The organism is Pseudomonas sp. JL23, from assembly GCF_056933585.1.
Genome location: NZ_CM167795.1, coordinates 497,593 through 514,327 on the forward strand (window position 1 = coordinate 497,593; position 16,735 = coordinate 514,327).

General features: G+C 58.7%; 11 protein-coding genes and 1 pseudogene. 3 read left to right on the forward strand and 9 right to left on the reverse strand.

The window, feature by feature from the left end; all coding sequences use genetic code 11:
• Positions 1-5: 5 nt before the first annotated feature.
• The 4 genes and pseudogenes from AC1Z24_RS02390 to rpsU all read right to left on the reverse strand — a co-directional run.
• A pseudogene (locus AC1Z24_RS02390) lies at positions 6-2,498 on the reverse strand (sensor domain-containing protein); the annotation flags it as partial.
• A gap of 451 nt (positions 2,499-2,949) precedes the next feature.
• The gene (rpoD, locus tag AC1Z24_RS02395; protein ID WP_483744420.1) at positions 2,950-4,797 is read right to left on the reverse strand and encodes an RNA polymerase sigma factor RpoD; all 1,848 of its coding nucleotides are present in this window, start codon (positions 4,795-4,797) and stop codon (positions 2,950-2,952) included.
• A gap of 67 nt (positions 4,798-4,864) precedes the next feature.
• Positions 4,865-6,829: a DNA primase gene (gene dnaG, locus AC1Z24_RS02400; RefSeq protein WP_483744421.1), complete on the reverse strand. Its 1,965-nt coding sequence runs from the start codon at positions 6,827-6,829 to the stop codon at positions 4,865-4,867.
• 453 nt (positions 6,830-7,282) lie between these two features.
• Complete coding sequence (gene rpsU / locus AC1Z24_RS02405; protein WP_002551877.1) at positions 7,283-7,498, reverse strand: 30S ribosomal protein S21; 216 nt, start codon at positions 7,496-7,498, stop codon at positions 7,283-7,285.
• 197 nt (positions 7,499-7,695) lie between these two features.
• Here rpsU and tsaD point away from each other — a divergent pair, with 197 nt between their 5' ends.
• Positions 7,696-8,721 (forward strand): tRNA (adenosine(37)-N6)-threonylcarbamoyltransferase complex transferase subunit TsaD, encoded by a 1,026-nt coding sequence (gene tsaD / locus AC1Z24_RS02410; protein WP_259108412.1) that lies wholly within the window; start codon positions 7,696-7,698, stop codon positions 8,719-8,721.
• A 14-nt stretch (positions 8,722-8,735) separates the two neighbouring features.
• On the opposite strand, the gene plsY is transcribed toward tsaD, so the two are convergent.
• Positions 8,736-9,305: a glycerol-3-phosphate 1-O-acyltransferase PlsY gene (gene plsY / locus AC1Z24_RS02415; protein WP_483744422.1), complete on the reverse strand. Its 570-nt coding sequence runs from the start codon at positions 9,303-9,305 to the stop codon at positions 8,736-8,738.
• 74 nt (positions 9,306-9,379) lie between these two features.
• On the opposite strand from plsY, the gene folB reads away from it, so the two are divergent.
• Positions 9,380-9,733: a dihydroneopterin aldolase gene (folB, locus tag AC1Z24_RS02420; RefSeq protein ID WP_483744423.1), complete on the forward strand. Its 354-nt coding sequence runs from the start codon at positions 9,380-9,382 to the stop codon at positions 9,731-9,733.
• Positions 9,724-10,248 carry a 2-amino-4-hydroxy-6-hydroxymethyldihydropteridine diphosphokinase gene (gene folK / locus AC1Z24_RS02425; protein ID WP_483744424.1) on the forward strand — a complete coding sequence of 175 codons (525 nt, stop codon included), beginning with the start codon at positions 9,724-9,726 and terminating at the stop codon, positions 10,246-10,248. The genes folB and folK overlap by 10 nt, the downstream gene beginning before the upstream one ends.
• Before the next feature lie 71 nt (positions 10,249-10,319).
• On the opposite strand, the gene AC1Z24_RS02430 is transcribed toward folK, so the two are convergent.
• The 4 genes from AC1Z24_RS02430 to AC1Z24_RS02445 all read right to left on the reverse strand — a co-directional run bounded on the left by AC1Z24_RS02430 (position 10,320) and on the right by AC1Z24_RS02445 (position 16,524).
• Positions 10,320-11,549 (reverse strand): multifunctional CCA addition/repair protein, encoded by a 1,230-nt coding sequence (locus AC1Z24_RS02430; RefSeq protein ID WP_483744425.1) that lies wholly within the window; start codon positions 11,547-11,549, stop codon positions 10,320-10,322.
• A 99-nt stretch (positions 11,550-11,648) separates the two neighbouring features.
• Positions 11,649-13,211: a SpoVR family protein gene (locus tag AC1Z24_RS02435; protein WP_483744426.1), complete on the reverse strand. Its 1,563-nt coding sequence runs from the start codon at positions 13,209-13,211 to the stop codon at positions 11,649-11,651.
• Positions 13,208-14,479, reverse strand: coding sequence for a YeaH/YhbH family protein (locus AC1Z24_RS02440; RefSeq protein WP_483744427.1), 1,272 nt, complete (start codon positions 14,477-14,479; stop codon positions 13,208-13,210). The genes AC1Z24_RS02435 and AC1Z24_RS02440 overlap by 4 nt, the downstream gene beginning before the upstream one ends.
• Before the next feature lie 122 nt (positions 14,480-14,601).
• Positions 14,602-16,524 (reverse strand): PrkA family serine protein kinase, encoded by a 1,923-nt coding sequence (locus tag AC1Z24_RS02445; protein ID WP_259108428.1) that lies wholly within the window; start codon positions 16,522-16,524, stop codon positions 14,602-14,604.
• Positions 16,525-16,735: the final 211 nt, after the last annotated feature.

Below are 16,735 nucleotides of genomic sequence, written 5' to 3' on the forward strand. Positions count from 1 at the left end.
GCGGATTATAACGGCGGTTTCTCGGCTGTGCTATCCGAAAAGTCCGAAAGACTCATACGAAGAAACGTTGTGCAAAACTCTTCGGCGGGTAGGGGCAGGCTGACGATGAAGCCCTGGATCTGTTCGCAGCCTTCGTCGGCGAGGAATTGTTGCTGTTCGAGGTTTTCCACGCCTTCGGCGATGACGGTCAGTTGCATGCTGCGGCCCAGTGCAATGATCGCGCGCACGATGGCGGCGTCGTGGCCGTCGTCGGGCAGGCCGCGGACGAAGGACTGGTCGATCTTGAGGATGTCCAGCGGCAGGCGCTTGAGGTAGCTCAGGGATGAGTAGCCGGTGCCGAAGTCGTCGATGGCCAGTTGTACGCCGAGGCTTTTCAGTTTGTGCAGCACGCTGAGTGCTTCTTCGGTCTGGCTCATGATGAAGTTTTCGGTAATTTCCAGTTGCAGGCAGTCCGGTCGCAGGTCGTTGTCGTTGAGCAGTTGCTTGATGCGAGTGAGCAGGTTGGGTTGGCGCATCTGGGCGCCGGCCAGGTTGACGGACAGGGGGCCGAACGCTTGGTATAGGGTGTTCCACTGGCGCATCTGCTGACAGGCCTGCTCGAGAACCCAGTCGCCGATTTGCAGGATCATGCCGTTTTCTTCGGCCAGGGCGATGAAGTGCTCTGGTGGTACTTCGCCGAAAGTCGGGTGATTCCAGCGGATCAGGGCCTCGGCGCCCACCAGTTGTTGGGTGTGCAGGCTGATTTTGGGCTGGTAGTAGAGGCTCAGTTCATCGCGTTCGATGGCCCGGCGCAGTTCGTGTTCCAGGGCGACGCGTTCGCTGGCCTGAGCGGTCAGGTCGCGGGTGTAGCCTTCGACGCGATTGCGGCCCTTGGCTTTTGAGCGGTACATGGCGGCGTCGGCGTTCTTGATCACGGTGGCGACGTCTTCGCCATCGGTGGGGAACAGGGCACTGCCGATGCTGGAGCTGATGAAAAATTCGTGCTCGCCGGCCTGGAAGGGGGCCGAGAAGGAGGCCAGGATCTTGTTGGCAATTACTTCGACATCACCTGGATGCTGCAAACCGGGCAGCAGGATGATGAATTCGTCACCGCCCAAACGGGCGACGGTGTCGATGTCACGCAGGTTTTCCTTGAGGCGTACGGCGATGCCTTTGAGCAGCAAGTCGCCTACCGGGTGGCCGAGGCTGTCGTTGATGTGCTTGAAGCGATCGAGGTCTAGAAACAGCACCGCGCCCAGGCCGCCAGACTCCTGGCTGTGGATAAGTGTGGCCTGCAGGCGGTTCTCGAACAGCGTGCGGTTGGGCAAGCCGGTCAGAGGGTCGTGGTGGGCCTGATAGTCGAGGCGGGCCTGGGCATGCTTGAGGCTGGAGATGTCTGCGAACACCGCGACGAAGTGGGTGATGAAACGCTCCTTGTTGCGTACGGCGCTGATGGTCAGCCAGCACGGATAAACCTCGCCGTTCTTGCGTCGATTGCTGATCTCGCCCTGCCAGTGCCCTTCGGCGGTCAGCTGATACCACAGGGACGCGTAGAAGGCGCTGTCGTGTTGGCCTGATGCCAGCAGGCGCGGGGTCTGGCCAAGGGCCTCCTGCTCGCTGTAACCGGTGATCTCGCTGAAGGCACGGTTCACGGCGTTGATGCGTTGGCTGGTGTCGGTGATCAGTACACCTTCGGCGGTGCTTTCGAACACGGTGGCGGCCAGTTGGATCTTTTCCTGCATTTGCTGGCGCTCGGTGATGTCCCGGGCGATGGTCAGCATGCAGTCTTCGCCGGCGATCAGAATCGGCCGGCTGGACAGCTCGCATAGGCGGATCTGACCGTCCTTGTGGCGGATGTGGCTACGAAAATCGCGTACGAAACCATCGTGCTGCAACTGGTCGATCAGATGTTCGCGCTCGCTGAGGTTGGCCCAAATGCCCAGGTCCAGTGTTGAATGGTTGAGTGAGTTGACGCTGCTGTAGCCGGTGAGGTGGCTGAAACCTTCATTGATTTCGATCAGCAGGCCGTCGCTCTGGCGGCTGATTAGCATGCCATCAGGGGAGGCGTGGAAGGCTTTGGCGAATTTTTCTTCCGATACTTGCAGTTGCTGTCGGGCTTCCTTGAGGTAGGTGATATCGCGCACCGCGACGAGAATCGCCGGGTTCGATTCCAGCTCAAAGATTTCGGCCGAGAGCAGGCCGGAATAGGTGCTGCCATCCTTGCGCCGAAATGGCAGCTCCAGATTATGCAGGCTGTTTTGCTGCAAGCGTTCCAGCATGCCAGGGCCCAGGTCAGGGATGCCCCACAGATTCAGCTCGGTGGGTGTCTTGCCAATGGCTTCTTCGGCACTGAAGCCTGTCTGCTCGACAAAGGCCGTGTTGACCTCCAGCAGGCGCCCAGTGGTGCGGTCGGCAATGACCATGATGTCCGGGCACTCGGTAAACACCGAAGCGAACTTGGCTTCGGACAGACGCCTGGCCTGGTCGGCCTTAAGGGTTCTGTTGATATCGGTTATCAGGTCATGGCGCTCATGCTCGCTGCTGCGCAACTTCTGCTCCAATGCCTGGCGCTCGGCAATTTCCGCGTTGAGTCGCCTGTTGGAACGGATCATCAGGGCTGTCGCCATCAGTACGACAAATGTCGACAGGCTGTAGGGCAATAGGCCCTGCCAGCGTGAGGACTGGCCTGAATCGGACATGGACGAGCGGTCGAGTGGTTGCTCTTTTGCCGAGTCGAATCCAGTCGCTTCTTTGCCTTGATCGTCGGGTGTCGCAGCGTGTGCAGTAATGCTCAGCAGGCAAGCCATGGATAGGGCCAGCAGTCGCAACATGTCAGCCTCTTTTTGTTGGCCTAAGAATGAAACGAGTGTAGCTGTGATGGCGAAGTGCGAGTCCCGTTGAGAAAAACTTCTGCGCCAGAATGCAAAACCCCCGGCAAGGGCCGGGGGTCTTGATGTTGCGTGTTGCTGCTTACTCGTCGAGGAACGAGCGCAGGTGCTCGCTTCGCGTCGGGTGGCGCAGCTTGCGCAACGCTTTGGCTTCGATCTGACGAATCCGCTCGCGGGTCACGTCGAACTGCTTGCCGACTTCTTCCAGCGTGTGGTCGGTATTCATATCGATACCGAAACGCATGCGCAGGACTTTGGCTTCGCGGGCGGTAAGGCCCGACAGCACTTCGCGAGTCGCTTCTTTCAAGCTTTCCACGGTAGCCACATCGATTGGCGACTGCATGGTCGAGTCTTCGATGAAGTCACCCAGGTGCGAATCTTCGTCGTCACCGATCGGGGTTTCCATGGAGATCGGCTCTTTGGCGATCTTCAGTACCTTGCGGATTTTGTCCTCAGGCATTTCCATGCGTTCGCCCAGCTCTTCCGGAGTCGGTTCGCGACCCATTTCCTGCAACATCTGCCGGGAAATGCGGTTGAGCTTGTTGATCGTCTCGATCATGTGCACCGGAATACGGATGGTGCGGGCCTGGTCGGCGATCGAGCGAGTGATCGCCTGACGGATCCACCAGGTTGCATAGGTCGAGAACTTGTAGCCACGACGATATTCGAACTTGTCCACAGCCTTCATCAAGCCGATGTTGCCTTCCTGGATCAGATCGAGGAATTGCAGCCCACGGTTGGTGTACTTCTTGGCGATGGAGATCACCAGACGCAAGTTCGCTTCAACCATCTCTTTCTTCGCGCGGCGGGCCTTGGCCTCACCGATCGACATGCGACGGTTGATGTCCTTGATCTCGGCAATGGTCAGGCCGGTTTCGCTTTCAAGTGCGGTCAGCTTCTGCTGGCAACGTTGAATGTCGCCCTGCAGGCGGCCGATGGCTTCGGCGTATTTCGCCTTGCCCTTGGCCAGTGCGTCGGTCCAGCTCTCGTCCACTTCGTGGCCGGGGAACTGGCGCAGGAAGTCGGCACGCGGCATCCGTGCGTCACGGACACACAGTTGCATAATGGCGCGTTCCTGGGCCCGCAAGCGTTCCAGGGCGCTGCGAACACGCTCGACCAGACCTTCAAACTGTTTAGGAACCAGTTTGATCGGCATGAACAGTTCGGCCAGTGCCAGCATCTCGGCAATGGCAGTCTTGTCGTCACGACCGTGCTTTTTCAGCGCCTTGCGGGTGATTTCCATTTGATCGGAAACCGCGCCGAAACGCTGGGCTGCAATGACCGGATCGGGACCGCTTTCGGCCTCTTCCTCGTCGTCAGTGCTTTCGGCTTCTTCGTCGTCGTCCTCGGCACCTTCAGCCTTGACGGCTTTCTGGTCGATGGGCGGCGGCACTTCAGCCGGTGGCGCAATGCCGTCGTCCGGGTCGATATAACCGCTCAGGACGTCGGACAGGCGGCCACCTTCGGTGGTGACGCGAGTGTATTCGGAGAGGATGTGGTCGACCGTGCCAGGGAAGTGCGCAATAGCGCTCATCACTTCACGGATACCTTCCTCGATACGCTTGGCGATTTCGATTTCGCCTTCGCGGGTCAGAAGTTCGACCGTACCCATTTCGCGCATATACATGCGCACCGGGTCGGTAGTACGACCGATGTCGGTTTCCACTGCCGCCAATGCTGCTGCCGCTTCTTCCGCGGCTGCTTCATCGGTATCGGCTTCGGCCAACAAAAGGGCATCCGCATCCGGGGCACTCTCGAATACGTTGATCCCCATGTCATTGATCATGCGGATGATGTCTTCCACCTGTTCCGGATCTGAAATATCCTCCGGCAGGTGGTCGTTGACCTCCGCGTAAGTCAGGTAACCCTGCTCACGACCACGGCTGATCAACTCTTTGAGGCGAGACTGCTGTTGCGCTTTTCCGGACATAACACCCTATCCACTGAAGGTCTTGGCGGGCAAAAAACAAGCCGAGGATTATACCCGAGCTAGGACCTCACGCGCCAGTTGAGGTCGGGGTTTGTGCAGGAACATTGCGATTTAACAGGTTAAGCAGCTGAATTTTCTCTTCAGCGGTCAAACCTGACTGTCGTTCCTTGCGGATCAGTTGATCCAGGCTTCGCTCGCGTTGGCGAGCGGACAAGCTAGTTATAGTGTCGAAAAACTGTTGTTCAAGGTTGTCGGCCTCGATCAGCCATTCCTTCTCTGCCAGTTGTCGCAATAATCGCCCCTGGTCGGTTCCGTGCCAGCGGGCAATCAGTTGCAGCGAGCGTAGCCTTGGATTTTTTTGCAGGGCTTCGAGCAGGGCGACCAGTAATTGCGAGTACAGGTTGTCGTCATCGGCAAACTGACTGGCATTGGCCACCTTCCCCGAAAGCTCCGGGTGGTGCAGTAACGTGCGCAGCGCGCCGAGGATGGTCGGTTCGACCGTCGCCGGTGGGCGTGGTGCGCGAGATTCGAAGTCGGGCCGCTTGCCGCCCTTCTTGCCGTCCCAGGGTTTTTTATTATCCCATTTCTTCTGGCCACCGCTTTTTGGCGGGGTCCATTCTGTCTGTGCGGGCGCTTCGTACCTGTCGTCAGGTTGATAGCCGCCGTAGTCGGGCATCGATCCGTAATCGAAGCCGGGGTCGTAGCTCGGCGCGGCGGGCGCCGGTGCGCTTTGCACCAGCTGGCTCATCGCTTCGCCGGTCAGGCCGGTGATTTCGCTCAGGCGCTGACGCATCAGGATACGCAGGTTGGCGCCGGGGACCTTGTCGATCAGCGGCGCTGCCAGGGTGGCCATATGGGCCTTGCCTTCCAGAGAGCGCGGGTCGGCTTCCTTGGTCAGCTGTTCGAAAAAGTAATCGGCCAGCGGTTGTGCGTGCTGGTTGATCCGGGCGCGAAAGGCGTCGGTGCCTTCGCTGCGGACCAGGGTGTCCGGGTCCTCGCCTTCGGGCAGGAACAGAAAGCGCGCACGCCGACCGTCCTGCATATTCGACAGGCTCGCTTCGAGTGCGCGCCACGCGGCCTTGCGGCCTGCCTGGTCGCCATCGAAGCAGAACAGCACGTTGGGCACCACGCGAAACAGGCGCTTGAGGTGCTCTTCGCTGGTCGCAGTACCCAGGGTCGCGACGGCGTTGCGCAGGCCTTGCTGGGCCAGAGCGATGACGTCCATGTAACCTTCGACGACGATGATCTCATCGAGGTTACGATTGTATTTGCGTGCCTCGAACAGCCCGTACAGCTCCTGGCCCTTGTGAAACACCGGGGTTTCCGGGGAGTTCAGGTACTTGGGTTTGTCGTCGCCCAGAACCCTGCCGCCAAAGGCGATCACACGGCCGCGGCTGTCGCGGATCGGAAACATCACGCGGTCGCGGAAGCGGTCGTAGCGCTTGCCGGTCTCGGCGTTCTCGATCAGCAGGCCGGCGTCGATCATGGCCTTTTGCTGAAGCGTGTCGCTGCTCAAGTGCTTGTACAGATTGTCCCAGCCGGGCGGGGCGAACCCCAGGCCGAAGTCACGGGCGATTTCCCCGGACAGGCCGCGCCCTTTGAGGTAGTCCACGGCTGATTTGCGCGTAGGATGGCTCTTCAAGGCTTGGCGGTAATACTCGGCAGCGGCGTTCAGTAGCGGGTAGAGCGGTGAATCGGTCGGCTGGCGCGGCTTTTGCCCTTTGACACTCTGTTCGCGCGGCACTTCCATGCCAGCGGCCTTGGCCAGTTCCTCGACGGCCTGAGGGAAATCCAGGTTGTCGTGGTCCATGATGAAGCCAAGGGCGTTGCCCCCTGCGCCGCAACCAAAGCAGTAATAGAACTGTTTGTCCGGGCTGACGCTGAAAGACGGGGTCTTTTCTTTGTGGAACGGGCAGCAGGCGCTGAAGTTTTTCCCGGTCTTCTTTAATTGCACGCGTGAGCTGACAACATCGACGATGTCGGTGCGGTTCAGCAGGTCGTCAATAAAGCTCTGGGGAATCAGCCCGGCCATTGCGTTCTCATCATCAAGCGGTGTGCGGCTTTTGCGGCATGCGCCGGAAAGTCTCAGGCGTGCCTGTACATCAATGTGCGCAAGCTGTGCTGCCGACAATCTACGGATATCGAAGAGTGTTCGATAGTCAGAGCTTGGTATTCGGGCGCAGCTATATATCGCGAATGCGACGTCGGCCGTTGGCTTCGGTATTCACTGAGCTGTCATGAGGGGGCGTCGCCTTGGCTGAGCTTCTTGCGAAGATCATCAAGGCATACTCGCCATGCACCTTGATACGTTCGTCAGTGTAGACGCGATCAACGTGGCCTGGGTTCAGGCTGGACGTGACTTGCCTTGATCGCAGAAGCGGTTCTGGCAAATGTTGTCAATGAAGCGTAATGCGGTACTGCAACTACAGCTAGCCCGGCTTTTTAAGGGCCGGGCGAGGCAGAAGCTTGCGGCGAGCGCTGTAAATTAATACAGACGAACGGCGCGGCGCTGTTCGCGCTGAACTTTCTTGGCGTGACGCTTAACAGCGGCTGCTGCTTTACGCTTACGCTCGGAAGTCGGCTTCTCGTAGAATTCGCGGCTACGAACTTCAGCCAGAACACCGGCTTTTTCGCAGGAGCGCTTGAAACGACGCAGAGCTACGTCGAAGGGTTCGTTCTCTTTTACTTTGACGGCTGGCATCCAGAGCTACCTTCATTCATTACCGGGGTCAACGCCTCGTGCAAAGACTGCACTAAGTACGTCGGTTTTTAAGGGTTGCGGATGTTAACCCCTTGCTGCGAGGAATGCAAAGCCTCTGATCGAAAACCGCTGGTCGGGGCCTTGGGCGGCGACTATCATGCGCGCCTTCGAATTGGGCCTCTAAAAGGCGTAGACCCATGCTAGTACTGGGATTGGAAACCTCTTGCGACGAAACCGGCGTCGCGCTCTACGACAGTGAGCGCGGGCTGTTGGCGGACGCATTGTTCAGTCAGATCGACCTGCACCGGGTATTCGGTGGCGTGGTGCCTGAGCTGGCATCGCGCGATCACGTCAAGCGCATGCTGCCATTGATTCGCCAGGTGCTCGACGAGTCCGGCTGTGTCAGCGCAGACATTGACGCCATTGCCTATACGGCCGGTCCCGGCCTGGTTGGGGCCTTGCTGGTCGGGGCTTCCTGCGCCCAGGCGCTGGCCTTTGCCTGGGATGTACCGGCCCTCGGCGTGCACCATATGGAAGGACATTTACTGGCACCGATGCTGGAAGAACAGCCGCCAGAGTTCCCGTTCGTCGCTTTGTTGGTTTCTGGTGGCCATACGCAGCTGGTTCGGGTCGATGGCATCGGTCTTTATGAGTTGTTGGGCGAGACCCTGGACGATGCCGCAGGCGAAGCGTTCGACAAGACGGCCAAGATGATGGGCATGCAATACCCGGGCGGCCCGGAGATCGCCGCCAAGGCTGCCCTCGGCGTTGCCGGGCGCTTTACCTTTCCGCGACCGATGACTGATCGGCCCGGTCTGGCCTTCAGCTTCAGCGGCCTGAAGACCTCGGCCCTGAACACCTGGCAGCAGTGTCAGAGCGCCGGGGACGACAGCGAGCAAACCCGTTGCGACATCTCGCTGGCCTTCCAGCAGGCGGTGGTGGAGACTCTGACCATCAAGTGCAAGCGCGCCCTGAAGCAGACCGGCCTCAAACGCCTGGTCATTGCCGGTGGCGTGAGTGCCAACAAGTCGTTGCGCCAGTCGCTGGAAACCATGCTCGGCGAGCTCAAGGGCAATGTGTACTACGCCCGTCCCGAGTTCTGTACCGATAACGGTGCGATGATCGCCTTCGCCGGTTGCCAGCGTTTGCTGGCCGGGCAGAAGCAGGATCTGAGCATTACCGTGCAGGCGCGCTGGCCTATGGAACAGTTGCAGGGCCTATAGTCACCGCATCAGATTCAGAAGTGGCGTTCGCGCCCCGCGAGCAGGTCACGTAGATTGCTGCGATGACGCCAGACGATCAACAGCACCAGAAAGCTGACCGGCAGCAGGGTCAGTGGCGCTTTCCAGGCCAGCAGTGGCAAGGTCAGAGGAGTGGCGATCAGGGAGGCGAGTGAGCTGGTGCGGGTCAGGTAGAAGACCAGCAGCCAGGCGCAGATAGCCAGTAGTGCGGCGGGCAGATACAGCGCCAGCAGCACTCCGGCGGCGGTGGCGACACCTTTGCCGCCGCGGAAGCGAAAGTACAACGGAAACAGATGGCCCAGTACGGCGCACAGGCCGATCCAGGCCTGGTGTTCGGCATCCAGCCCTGCGAAACGGGCGATCAGGACCGGCAGCAGGCCTTTGCCCAGGTCGCCGAGCAGGGTCAGGACGGCGAGTTTCTTGCCGGCCAGACGCAACATATTGGTCGCGCCGGCATTGCCGGAGCCACTGGCACGCGGGTCTGGGCGACCATTGAGGCGACTGAGCACAATGGCGAAGGACAGTGAGCCAAGCAGGTAGGCGAAGATCGCCAGTGACCAAAACATGCTAACCATTCCGGGCGAAGGTGCCCTGATTCTAACGGCGCATCGCGCCCTTGTCGTGCAGCGGAGAGTTGGGCTTGGACAGAGTTTTCATCGACGGTCTGGAAGTCGATACAGTGATCGGCGCCTATGACTGGGAGCGCAGCATTCGCCAGTGCCTGCGCCTGGACCTGAGCTTTGCCTGGGACAACCGCCCGGCGGCAGCCGGCGATGACCTGAGCAAGGCTCTGGACTACGCCAGTGTGTCTGCGCGTATCCAGGCATTTGCCGAGGCCGCGACCTTTGAGTTGGTCGAAACCTTCGCCGAGCGACTTGTCGAAGTGCTGATGAGCGAATTCCAGATTCCCTGGGTGCACCTCAAACTGACCAAGCCCGGCGCTGTACCAGCGGCCAGGGGCGTGGGCGTGGAGATCGAGCGCGGATGTCGCTAACCCGGATTTACCTTGGACTGGGCAGTAACATCGATCGCGAAAAGCACCTGATTGCAGGGCTTGAGGCGCTGGATGGTTTTGTCAGCCTGATGGCCTGTTCGCCGGTCTTTGAAAGTCACCCGGTGGGGATCAAGAGCGGCCCGTTCTTCAATCTGGTGGTTACCGGCCTGACCGACCTGCCGTTGATGGAACTGGATCGTCGGCTCAAGTTCATCGAAGCCGATAACGGCCGCTACGCGCCGGATCGCAAGGGCCTGCCCCTGGATATCGACGTGCTGCTGTATGGCGAGCAGGTGGGTAACTTCGACGGCCTGATCTTGCCTCGCGCGGAAATTCTCAAGAACGCCTTTGTCTTGCAGCCCCTGGCGCTGATTGCCCCGGACAGATTGCATCCGGGGGTGAATATCGCGTTTTCCACCCTGTGGAGTGAGGCGCAGATCGACCAGCAGTTGTGGCCGGTTGCGTTTGAGTGGCGTGGTGCTGCCCTGACGCCGAAGGCAATGTTGCAGGACTGATACAGATCCAATGTGGGACCGGCTTTAGCCGGGAGGTGAAGTCTTCCCGGCTAAAGCCGGTCCCACAGGTTTCAGGTGTTGTGCTCGGCCTTGTAAACCTTCAGTGCATCCAGCCGCTCTACTTTAAGCGCCTCGCCCAGTTCCTGCCCTTTCAAGCCCTTCTCCAGTAGTGGTTGCACCGAGACCGCCCGTGCCGCCAGTGCGGCACTGCGCAGGTATTCGGCCTGTGGATAACTGCGCTCTTCGAAACCGTCGCGACCACGGGCATCCATCTCGCAGGCGATGATGAACTCTTCGAAGCGCTGCGGTCGGCGGTAGACGTCGAAACTTTGCAGCAGCTCCAGCAGGGTTGAGGGTTTGAGCTCCAGGGCGCGATGGCCGTGGGTGTGGTACTGGCAGACCAATAGCGCCAGTTCCTGGCAGTCCCGTGGCACCTTGAAACGCTCATTGACAGCTTTTACCAGGCGCAGGCCCGTGTGCTCATGGGCGATGTGGCGCGGCCATTCGGCTTCCGGCGTCAGGCCCTTGCCCAGGTCGTGCACCAGGCAGGCCCAGCGCACGCTCAAGGGTTGTTTGAAGCGCGCCGATTGCGCCAGCACGCTGAGCACATGGATGCCGGTATCGATTTCCGGGTGGTGAGCGGCGGGTTGCGGCACACCGAACAGGGCGTCGACTTCAGGGAGCAATTCCTTGAGGGCGCCGCAATCGCGCAGCACCTCGATGAACACCTGTGGATGGTCTTCCATCAGCGCCCGGGAAATTTCCTTCCAGCAGCGTTCGGGTGTCAGGGCGTGAAGTTCGCCTGATTCACTGAGCTGACGCATCAGTTCAAGGGTCTCAGGGGCGATGCGAAAACCGTCGGCGGCATAGCGCGCGGCGAAGCGGGCGACACGCAGTACTCGCAGGGGATCTTCGGCGAACGCCGGGGAAACGTGGCGTAAAATTCGTGCTTCGAGATCCAGTTGGCCATGATAGGGGTCGGTCAAATTGCCGTCTTTATCTTCGGCCATGGCATTGATAGTCAGATCGCGGCGGATCAGGTCCTGCTCAAGAGTGACTTCGGGGCTGGCGTGGAAAACGAAGCCGCCGTAACCCTTGCCGCTCTTGCGTTCGGTACGAGCCAGGGCGTGCTCCTCACCCGTCAGCGGGTGGAGGAAAACCGGAAAATCCGTGCCCACCGGGCGGTAGCCCTTGACCAGCATTTCATCGGTGGTAGCGCCCACAACAACCCAGTCGATATCGGTGACGGGTTTACCCAGCAGGCGATCGCGTACGGCACCGCCAACTTTATAAATCTGCATAAAAAACCTCCGTGAGGACGACAGGATAAACCTTGTCGCCTTCAGGGAGGTTAAAAGCGGTTGATGACCCGATATCGATCGGGTCATTGAGACCGGACGCTAGAGGTGAACGACCGCCAAATCAAGCCGGGGATATTCACTATCAGGGTGCTCGCTTCTCGGTGGGACATGGTGGGTTTTCATCACCTGATCGCCTTGCAAGGTCTCCAGATGAATGTCGAAACCCCATAGACGGTGCAGGTGTTTGAGCACTTCGTCCGTGGAGTCGCCCAGGGGTTTGCGGTCGTGTTGTTGGTGGCGCAGGGTCAGCGAGCGGTCGCCGCGGCGGTCGATGCTGTAGATCTGCACGTTGGGTTCGCGGTTGCCCAGGTTGTATTGCGCGGCAAGGGTTTCGCGAATGGTGCGATAACCCGGCTCGTCATGAATGGCCGGCACGATCAGGTCGTCCTTCTGGTCGTCGTCCATGATACTGAACAGCTTGAGGTCACGAATGACCTTGGGCGACAGGTACTGCAGGATGAAGCTTTCGTCCTTGAAGCTGCTCATGGCGAATTTGATGGTGGCCAGCCAGTCGCCACCGGCGATGTCCGGGAACCAGCGGTAGTCTTCTTCGGTGGGTTTTTCACAGATGCGACGGATGTCCTGATACATGGCAAACCCGAGGGTGTAAGGGTTGATGCCGCTGTAGTAGGGGCTGTCGAAGCCTGGCTGGTAGATCACGCTGGTGTGAGAGGTGAGGAACTCCATCATGAAGCCGTCGGTGACCAGGCCTTCGTCGTACAGGTCGTTCATCAGGGTGTAGTGCCAGAATGTCGCCCAGCCTTCGTTCATCACCTGGGTCTGGCGCTGCGGGTAGAAGTACTGCGCGATCTTGCGCACGATGCGTACCACTTCGCGCTGCCAGGGCTCCAGCAACGGCGCGTGTTTCTCGATGAAGTAGAGAATGTTCTCCTGGGGTTCGGCCGGGAATCGGGCGTTGTCCTCTTTGTTGTTCTTGTCGGCGCTTTTCGGGATGGTGCGCCACAGGTCGTTGATCTGTTTCTGCAGGTGCTCTTCACGGTCCTTCTGTCGGCGCCGTTCTTCTTCGGCGGAAATCGGATAAGGCCGTTTGTAGCGGTCGACGCCGTAGTTCATCAGCGCGTGGCAGGAGTCGAGCAGGTCTTCCACCGCGTCGATGCCATGGCGTTCCTCGCACTGCATGATGTACTGCTTGGCGAATACCAGGTAATCGATGATCGAGCTGGCGTCGGTCCAGGTGCGGAACAGGTAGTTGCCCTTGAAGAAGCTGTTATGCCCGTAGCAGGCATGGGCCACCACCAGGGCCTGCATGCAGATGGTGTTTTCTTCCATCAGATAGGCGATGCAGGGATCGGAGTTGATAACGATCTCGTAGGCCAGCCCCATCTGGCCTCGTGAGTAGGATTTTTCCGTGCTGAGAAAGTGTTTGCCGTAGGACCAGTGGTGATAGCCAAGAGGCATGCCCACCGAGGCGTACGCATCCATCATCTGCTCGGCTGTAATGACTTCAATCTGGTTGGGATAGGTATCCAGGGCATAACGCTCGGCGATACGGCTGATTTCGCGGTCGTAAGCCTGGATCAGTTCGAATGTCCACTCGGAACCCGTGGAGAGGGGTTGGCGCTTCTGCTCTCTAGCGGTCATGTCACTAACCTGCGCTGGAAGAGTTCACGGAATACCGGATAGATATCACCGGCAGAGACCAGCTGTTGCTGGGCGAAGGTGTCGGCAAAGGCTTCGCCGATACGCTCGTATTCGAACCACAACGCCTGATGTTCGCGCGGCGTGATTTCCACGTAGGTGTAGTACTGCACGAAGGGCATGATCTGTTTGGTCAGGATGTCGCGACAGATCGGTGAATCATCGTTCCAGTTGTCGCCGTCGGAGGCCTGGGCGGCGTAGATGTTCCAGTCGCTGGCCGGATAGCGTTCAGCCATGATTTCCTGCATCAGCTTCAATGCGCTGGAAACGATAGTGCCGCCGGTTTCCCGTGAATAGAAGAATTCTTCTTCGTCGACTTCCCGGGCGCTGGTGTGATGGCGGATGAACACCACTTCGATCTTGTCGTAGTTTCGTTTGAGAAACAGGTACAGCAAGATGAAGAAACGCTTGGCGATGTCCTTGGTCGCTTGGGTCATGGAGCCGGAGACGTCCATCAGGCAGAACATTACCGCCTTGGAGCTGGGGTTGGGTTGCTTGACCAACAGGTTGTACTTGAGGTCGAAAGTATCGAGGTACGGGACGCGACGTATACGCGCCTTCAAACGTTCGATTTCGCTCTCAAGCTCCTGAATATCGCCGAAGTTGTCCGGTTCTTCACGTTTCAGGCGATCCAGTTCGCTCACCGCTTCCTTTAGCTTGCCGCGGCTGCTGCCGGACAGGGCGATGCGTCGGGCATGGGCCGAGCGCAGGGTGCGGATGATATTGATCCGCGCCGGATTGCCTTCGTTGCTGATACCGGCACGGACGGTCTTGAAGGTCTCGGTGCCGACCAGGTTGCGTTTAACCAGGTTGGGCAGTTCCAGGTCCTCGAACATGAATTCGAGGAATTCTTCCTGGGTGATCTGGAAAACGAACTCATCCATGCCTTCGCCGGAGTTGCTCGCCTTGCCCGCGCCCTTGCCGCCACCGCCCCCTTGCGGACGGGCGATGTGTTCGCCAGTGGTGAATTCCTTGTTACCAGGGTGGACGACAGTCTGCTTGCCGCCACGGCCATGGTGAAGCACCGGTTCGTCGATATCGCGACCGGGAATGCTGATCTGCTCGCCATGCTCCATATCGGTGATGGAGCGGCGGCTGACGGCTTCTTCGACTGCTTTCTTGATGTGGTCACGATAACGTCGCAGGAAGCGCTGACGGTTTACCGTGCTCTTGTTCTTGCCATTGAGGCGTCGGTCGATCACATAGCTCATAGGCCCCTCCGGGGAGCTTCAAGTCGTAAGCTTCAAGCTGCAAGAGAGAGCACGACCAACTCCTCGGTAGGGGACTCAATCGCTTTTCCCTTGCAGCTTGTAGCCAGAAGCTTGCAACTGCTTCACTGCGACTTACGGACCCGTAGGTACCATTCGGACAGAAGCCGTACCTGTTTGTCGGTATAGCCTCGTTCGACCATCCTGGTAACAAAGTCGTTGTGTTTCTGTTGGTCCTCTTTGCTGGCCTTGGCGTTGAAGCTGATGACCGGCAACAAGTCCTCGGTGTTGGAGAACATTTTCTTCTCGATCACCACCCGCAGCTTCTCGTAACTGAGCCAGGTTGGGTTCTTGCCGTTGTTGTTGGCGCGGGCGCGCAGTACGAAGTTGACGATTTCGTTGCGGAAATCCTTCGGATTGCTGATGCCGGCCGGTTTTTCGATTTTCTCCAGTTCTTCGTTCAGCGCGACACGATTGAGGATCTCGCCGGTTTCCGGATCGCGGTATTCCTGATCCTGAATCCAGAAGTCTGCGTACAGCACGTAGCGATCGAAGATGTTCTGGCCGTATTCGCTGTAGGACTCCAGGTATGCGGTCTGGATTTCCTTGCCGATGAACTCGATATAGCGCGGTGCCAGGTATTCCTTGATGAAGCGCAGATAGCGCTCGCGGGTTTCGGCCTGGAATTGCTCCTGCTCGATCTGCTGCTCCAGCACGTACAGCAGGTGCACCGGGTTGGCGGCGATTTCATGGGGGTCGAAGTTGAAGACCTTGGACAGGATCTTGAACGCGAAGCGAGTGGAAAGACCGTTCATGCCTTCATCGACGCCGGCGCTGTCACGGTATTCCTGAATCGACTTGGCCTTTGGATCGGTGTCCTTGAGGTTTTCGCCGTCGTACACGCGCATCTTCGAGTAGATGTTGGAGTTATCCGGCTCCTTGAGGCGCGACAGCGTGGTGAACTGCGCCAGCATTTTCAGGGTGTCCGGCGCGCAATGCGCTTTGGACAGGGAGCTGTTGAACAGAAGCTTGTCGTAGATCTTGATCTCGTCGCTAACGCGCAGGCAGTACGGCACCTTGACGATGTAGATCCGGTCGATGAAAGCCTCGTTGTTCTTGTTGTTACGGAAACTGTGCCATTCCGATTCGTTGGAGTGGGCCAGCAGGATGCCGGTGAACGGGATCGCGCCCAGGCCTTCGGTACTGTTGTAGTTACCTTCCTGGGTGGCGGTAAGCAGTGGGTGCAGCACCTTGATTGGTGCCTTGAACATCTCGACGAATTCCATCAGGCCCTGGTTGGCCCGGCACAATGCGCCTGAATAGCTGTAGGCGTCGGCATCGTTCTGTGGGAATTCTTCAAGTTTGCGGATATCGACCTTACCGACGAGAGCTGAAATGTCCTGGTTGTTCTCATCGCCCGGTTCAGTCTTGGCCACAGCGATCTGGTTGAGGATCGATGGATAGAGTTTGACTACCTTGAACTGGCTGATGTCGCCCCCGAACTCAGCCAGGCGTTTGGTCGCCCAGGGCGACATGATAGTGCTCAGGTAGCGGCGCGGAATGCCGAAGTCTTCTTCGAGGATCGCGCCGTCTTCGGTGGCATTGAACAGCCCCAGTGGCGATTCGAATACCGGCGAGCCCTTGATGGCGTAGAAGGGCACTTTTTCAATCAGTTGTTTGAGTTTTTCAGCCAGAGACGACTTACCACCGCCGACCGGGCCAAGCAGGTAAAGGATCTGTTTCTTTTCTTCCAGGCCTTGGGCGGCATGGCGGAAATACGAGACGATCTGGTCGATGCATTCTTCCATGCCATGGAAGTCGGCAAAGGCCGGATAGCGCCGGATGACCTTGTTGGAGAAGATTCGAGAAAGACGCGAGTTGGTCGACGTGTCGAGCAACTCAGGCTCGCCAATGGCCAGCAGAAGACGTTCTGCCGCAGAGGCGTATGCGCTGCGATCCTGTTTGCAGAGCTCTAAGTACTCCTGTAGCGAGAGCTCTTCCTGGCGTGTCGATTCAAAGCGTTGTTGGAAGTGGCTAAAAATACTCATGACGTCACCTCGCTCGATACGTGGAGCCGGCGGCGGATCGTCAGTCGATGCTGGCAGCAGCTGAGTATCCAGATGCCGTTTACCCCCCAGAACACCATAAAAGTAACTACCGATGACCCACGCGCCGGTGTACCGGCTCTCCCCTGATTACGGATGGCCTGAGGCTAAGGATAGTTCGGAATCGCGAAGATAAAGAAGGGATGAGCGATAA

Excerpts from the sequence above, each read along its gene's own strand:
- AC1Z24_RS02435 (WP_483744426.1), bottom strand. The coding sequence starts at position 13,211 with ATGACCGCTAGAGAGCAGAAGCGCCAACCCCTCTCCACGGGTTCCGAG.
- folK (WP_483744424.1), top strand. The coding sequence starts at position 9,724 with ATGTCGCTAACCCGGATTTACCTTGGACTGGGCAGTAACATCGATCGC.
- dnaG (WP_483744421.1), bottom strand. The coding sequence starts at position 6,829 with ATGGCCGGGCTGATTCCCCAGAGCTTTATTGACGACCTGCTGAACCGC.
- tsaD (WP_259108412.1), top strand. The coding sequence starts at position 7,696 with ATGCTAGTACTGGGATTGGAAACCTCTTGCGACGAAACCGGCGTCGCG.
- AC1Z24_RS02430 (WP_483744425.1), bottom strand. The coding sequence starts at position 11,549 with ATGCAGATTTATAAAGTTGGCGGTGCCGTACGCGATCGCCTGCTGGGT.
- AC1Z24_RS02445 (WP_259108428.1), bottom strand. The coding sequence starts at position 16,524 with ATGAGTATTTTTAGCCACTTCCAACAACGCTTTGAATCGACACGCCAG.
- rpoD (WP_483744420.1), bottom strand. The coding sequence starts at position 4,797 with ATGTCCGGAAAAGCGCAACAGCAGTCTCGCCTCAAAGAGTTGATCAGC.
- rpsU (WP_002551877.1), bottom strand. The coding sequence starts at position 7,498 with ATGCCAGCCGTCAAAGTAAAAGAGAACGAACCCTTCGACGTAGCTCTG.
- AC1Z24_RS02440 (WP_483744427.1), bottom strand. The coding sequence starts at position 14,479 with ATGAGCTATGTGATCGACCGACGCCTCAATGGCAAGAACAAGAGCACG.
- plsY (WP_483744422.1), bottom strand. The coding sequence starts at position 9,305 with ATGTTTTGGTCACTGGCGATCTTCGCCTACCTGCTTGGCTCACTGTCC.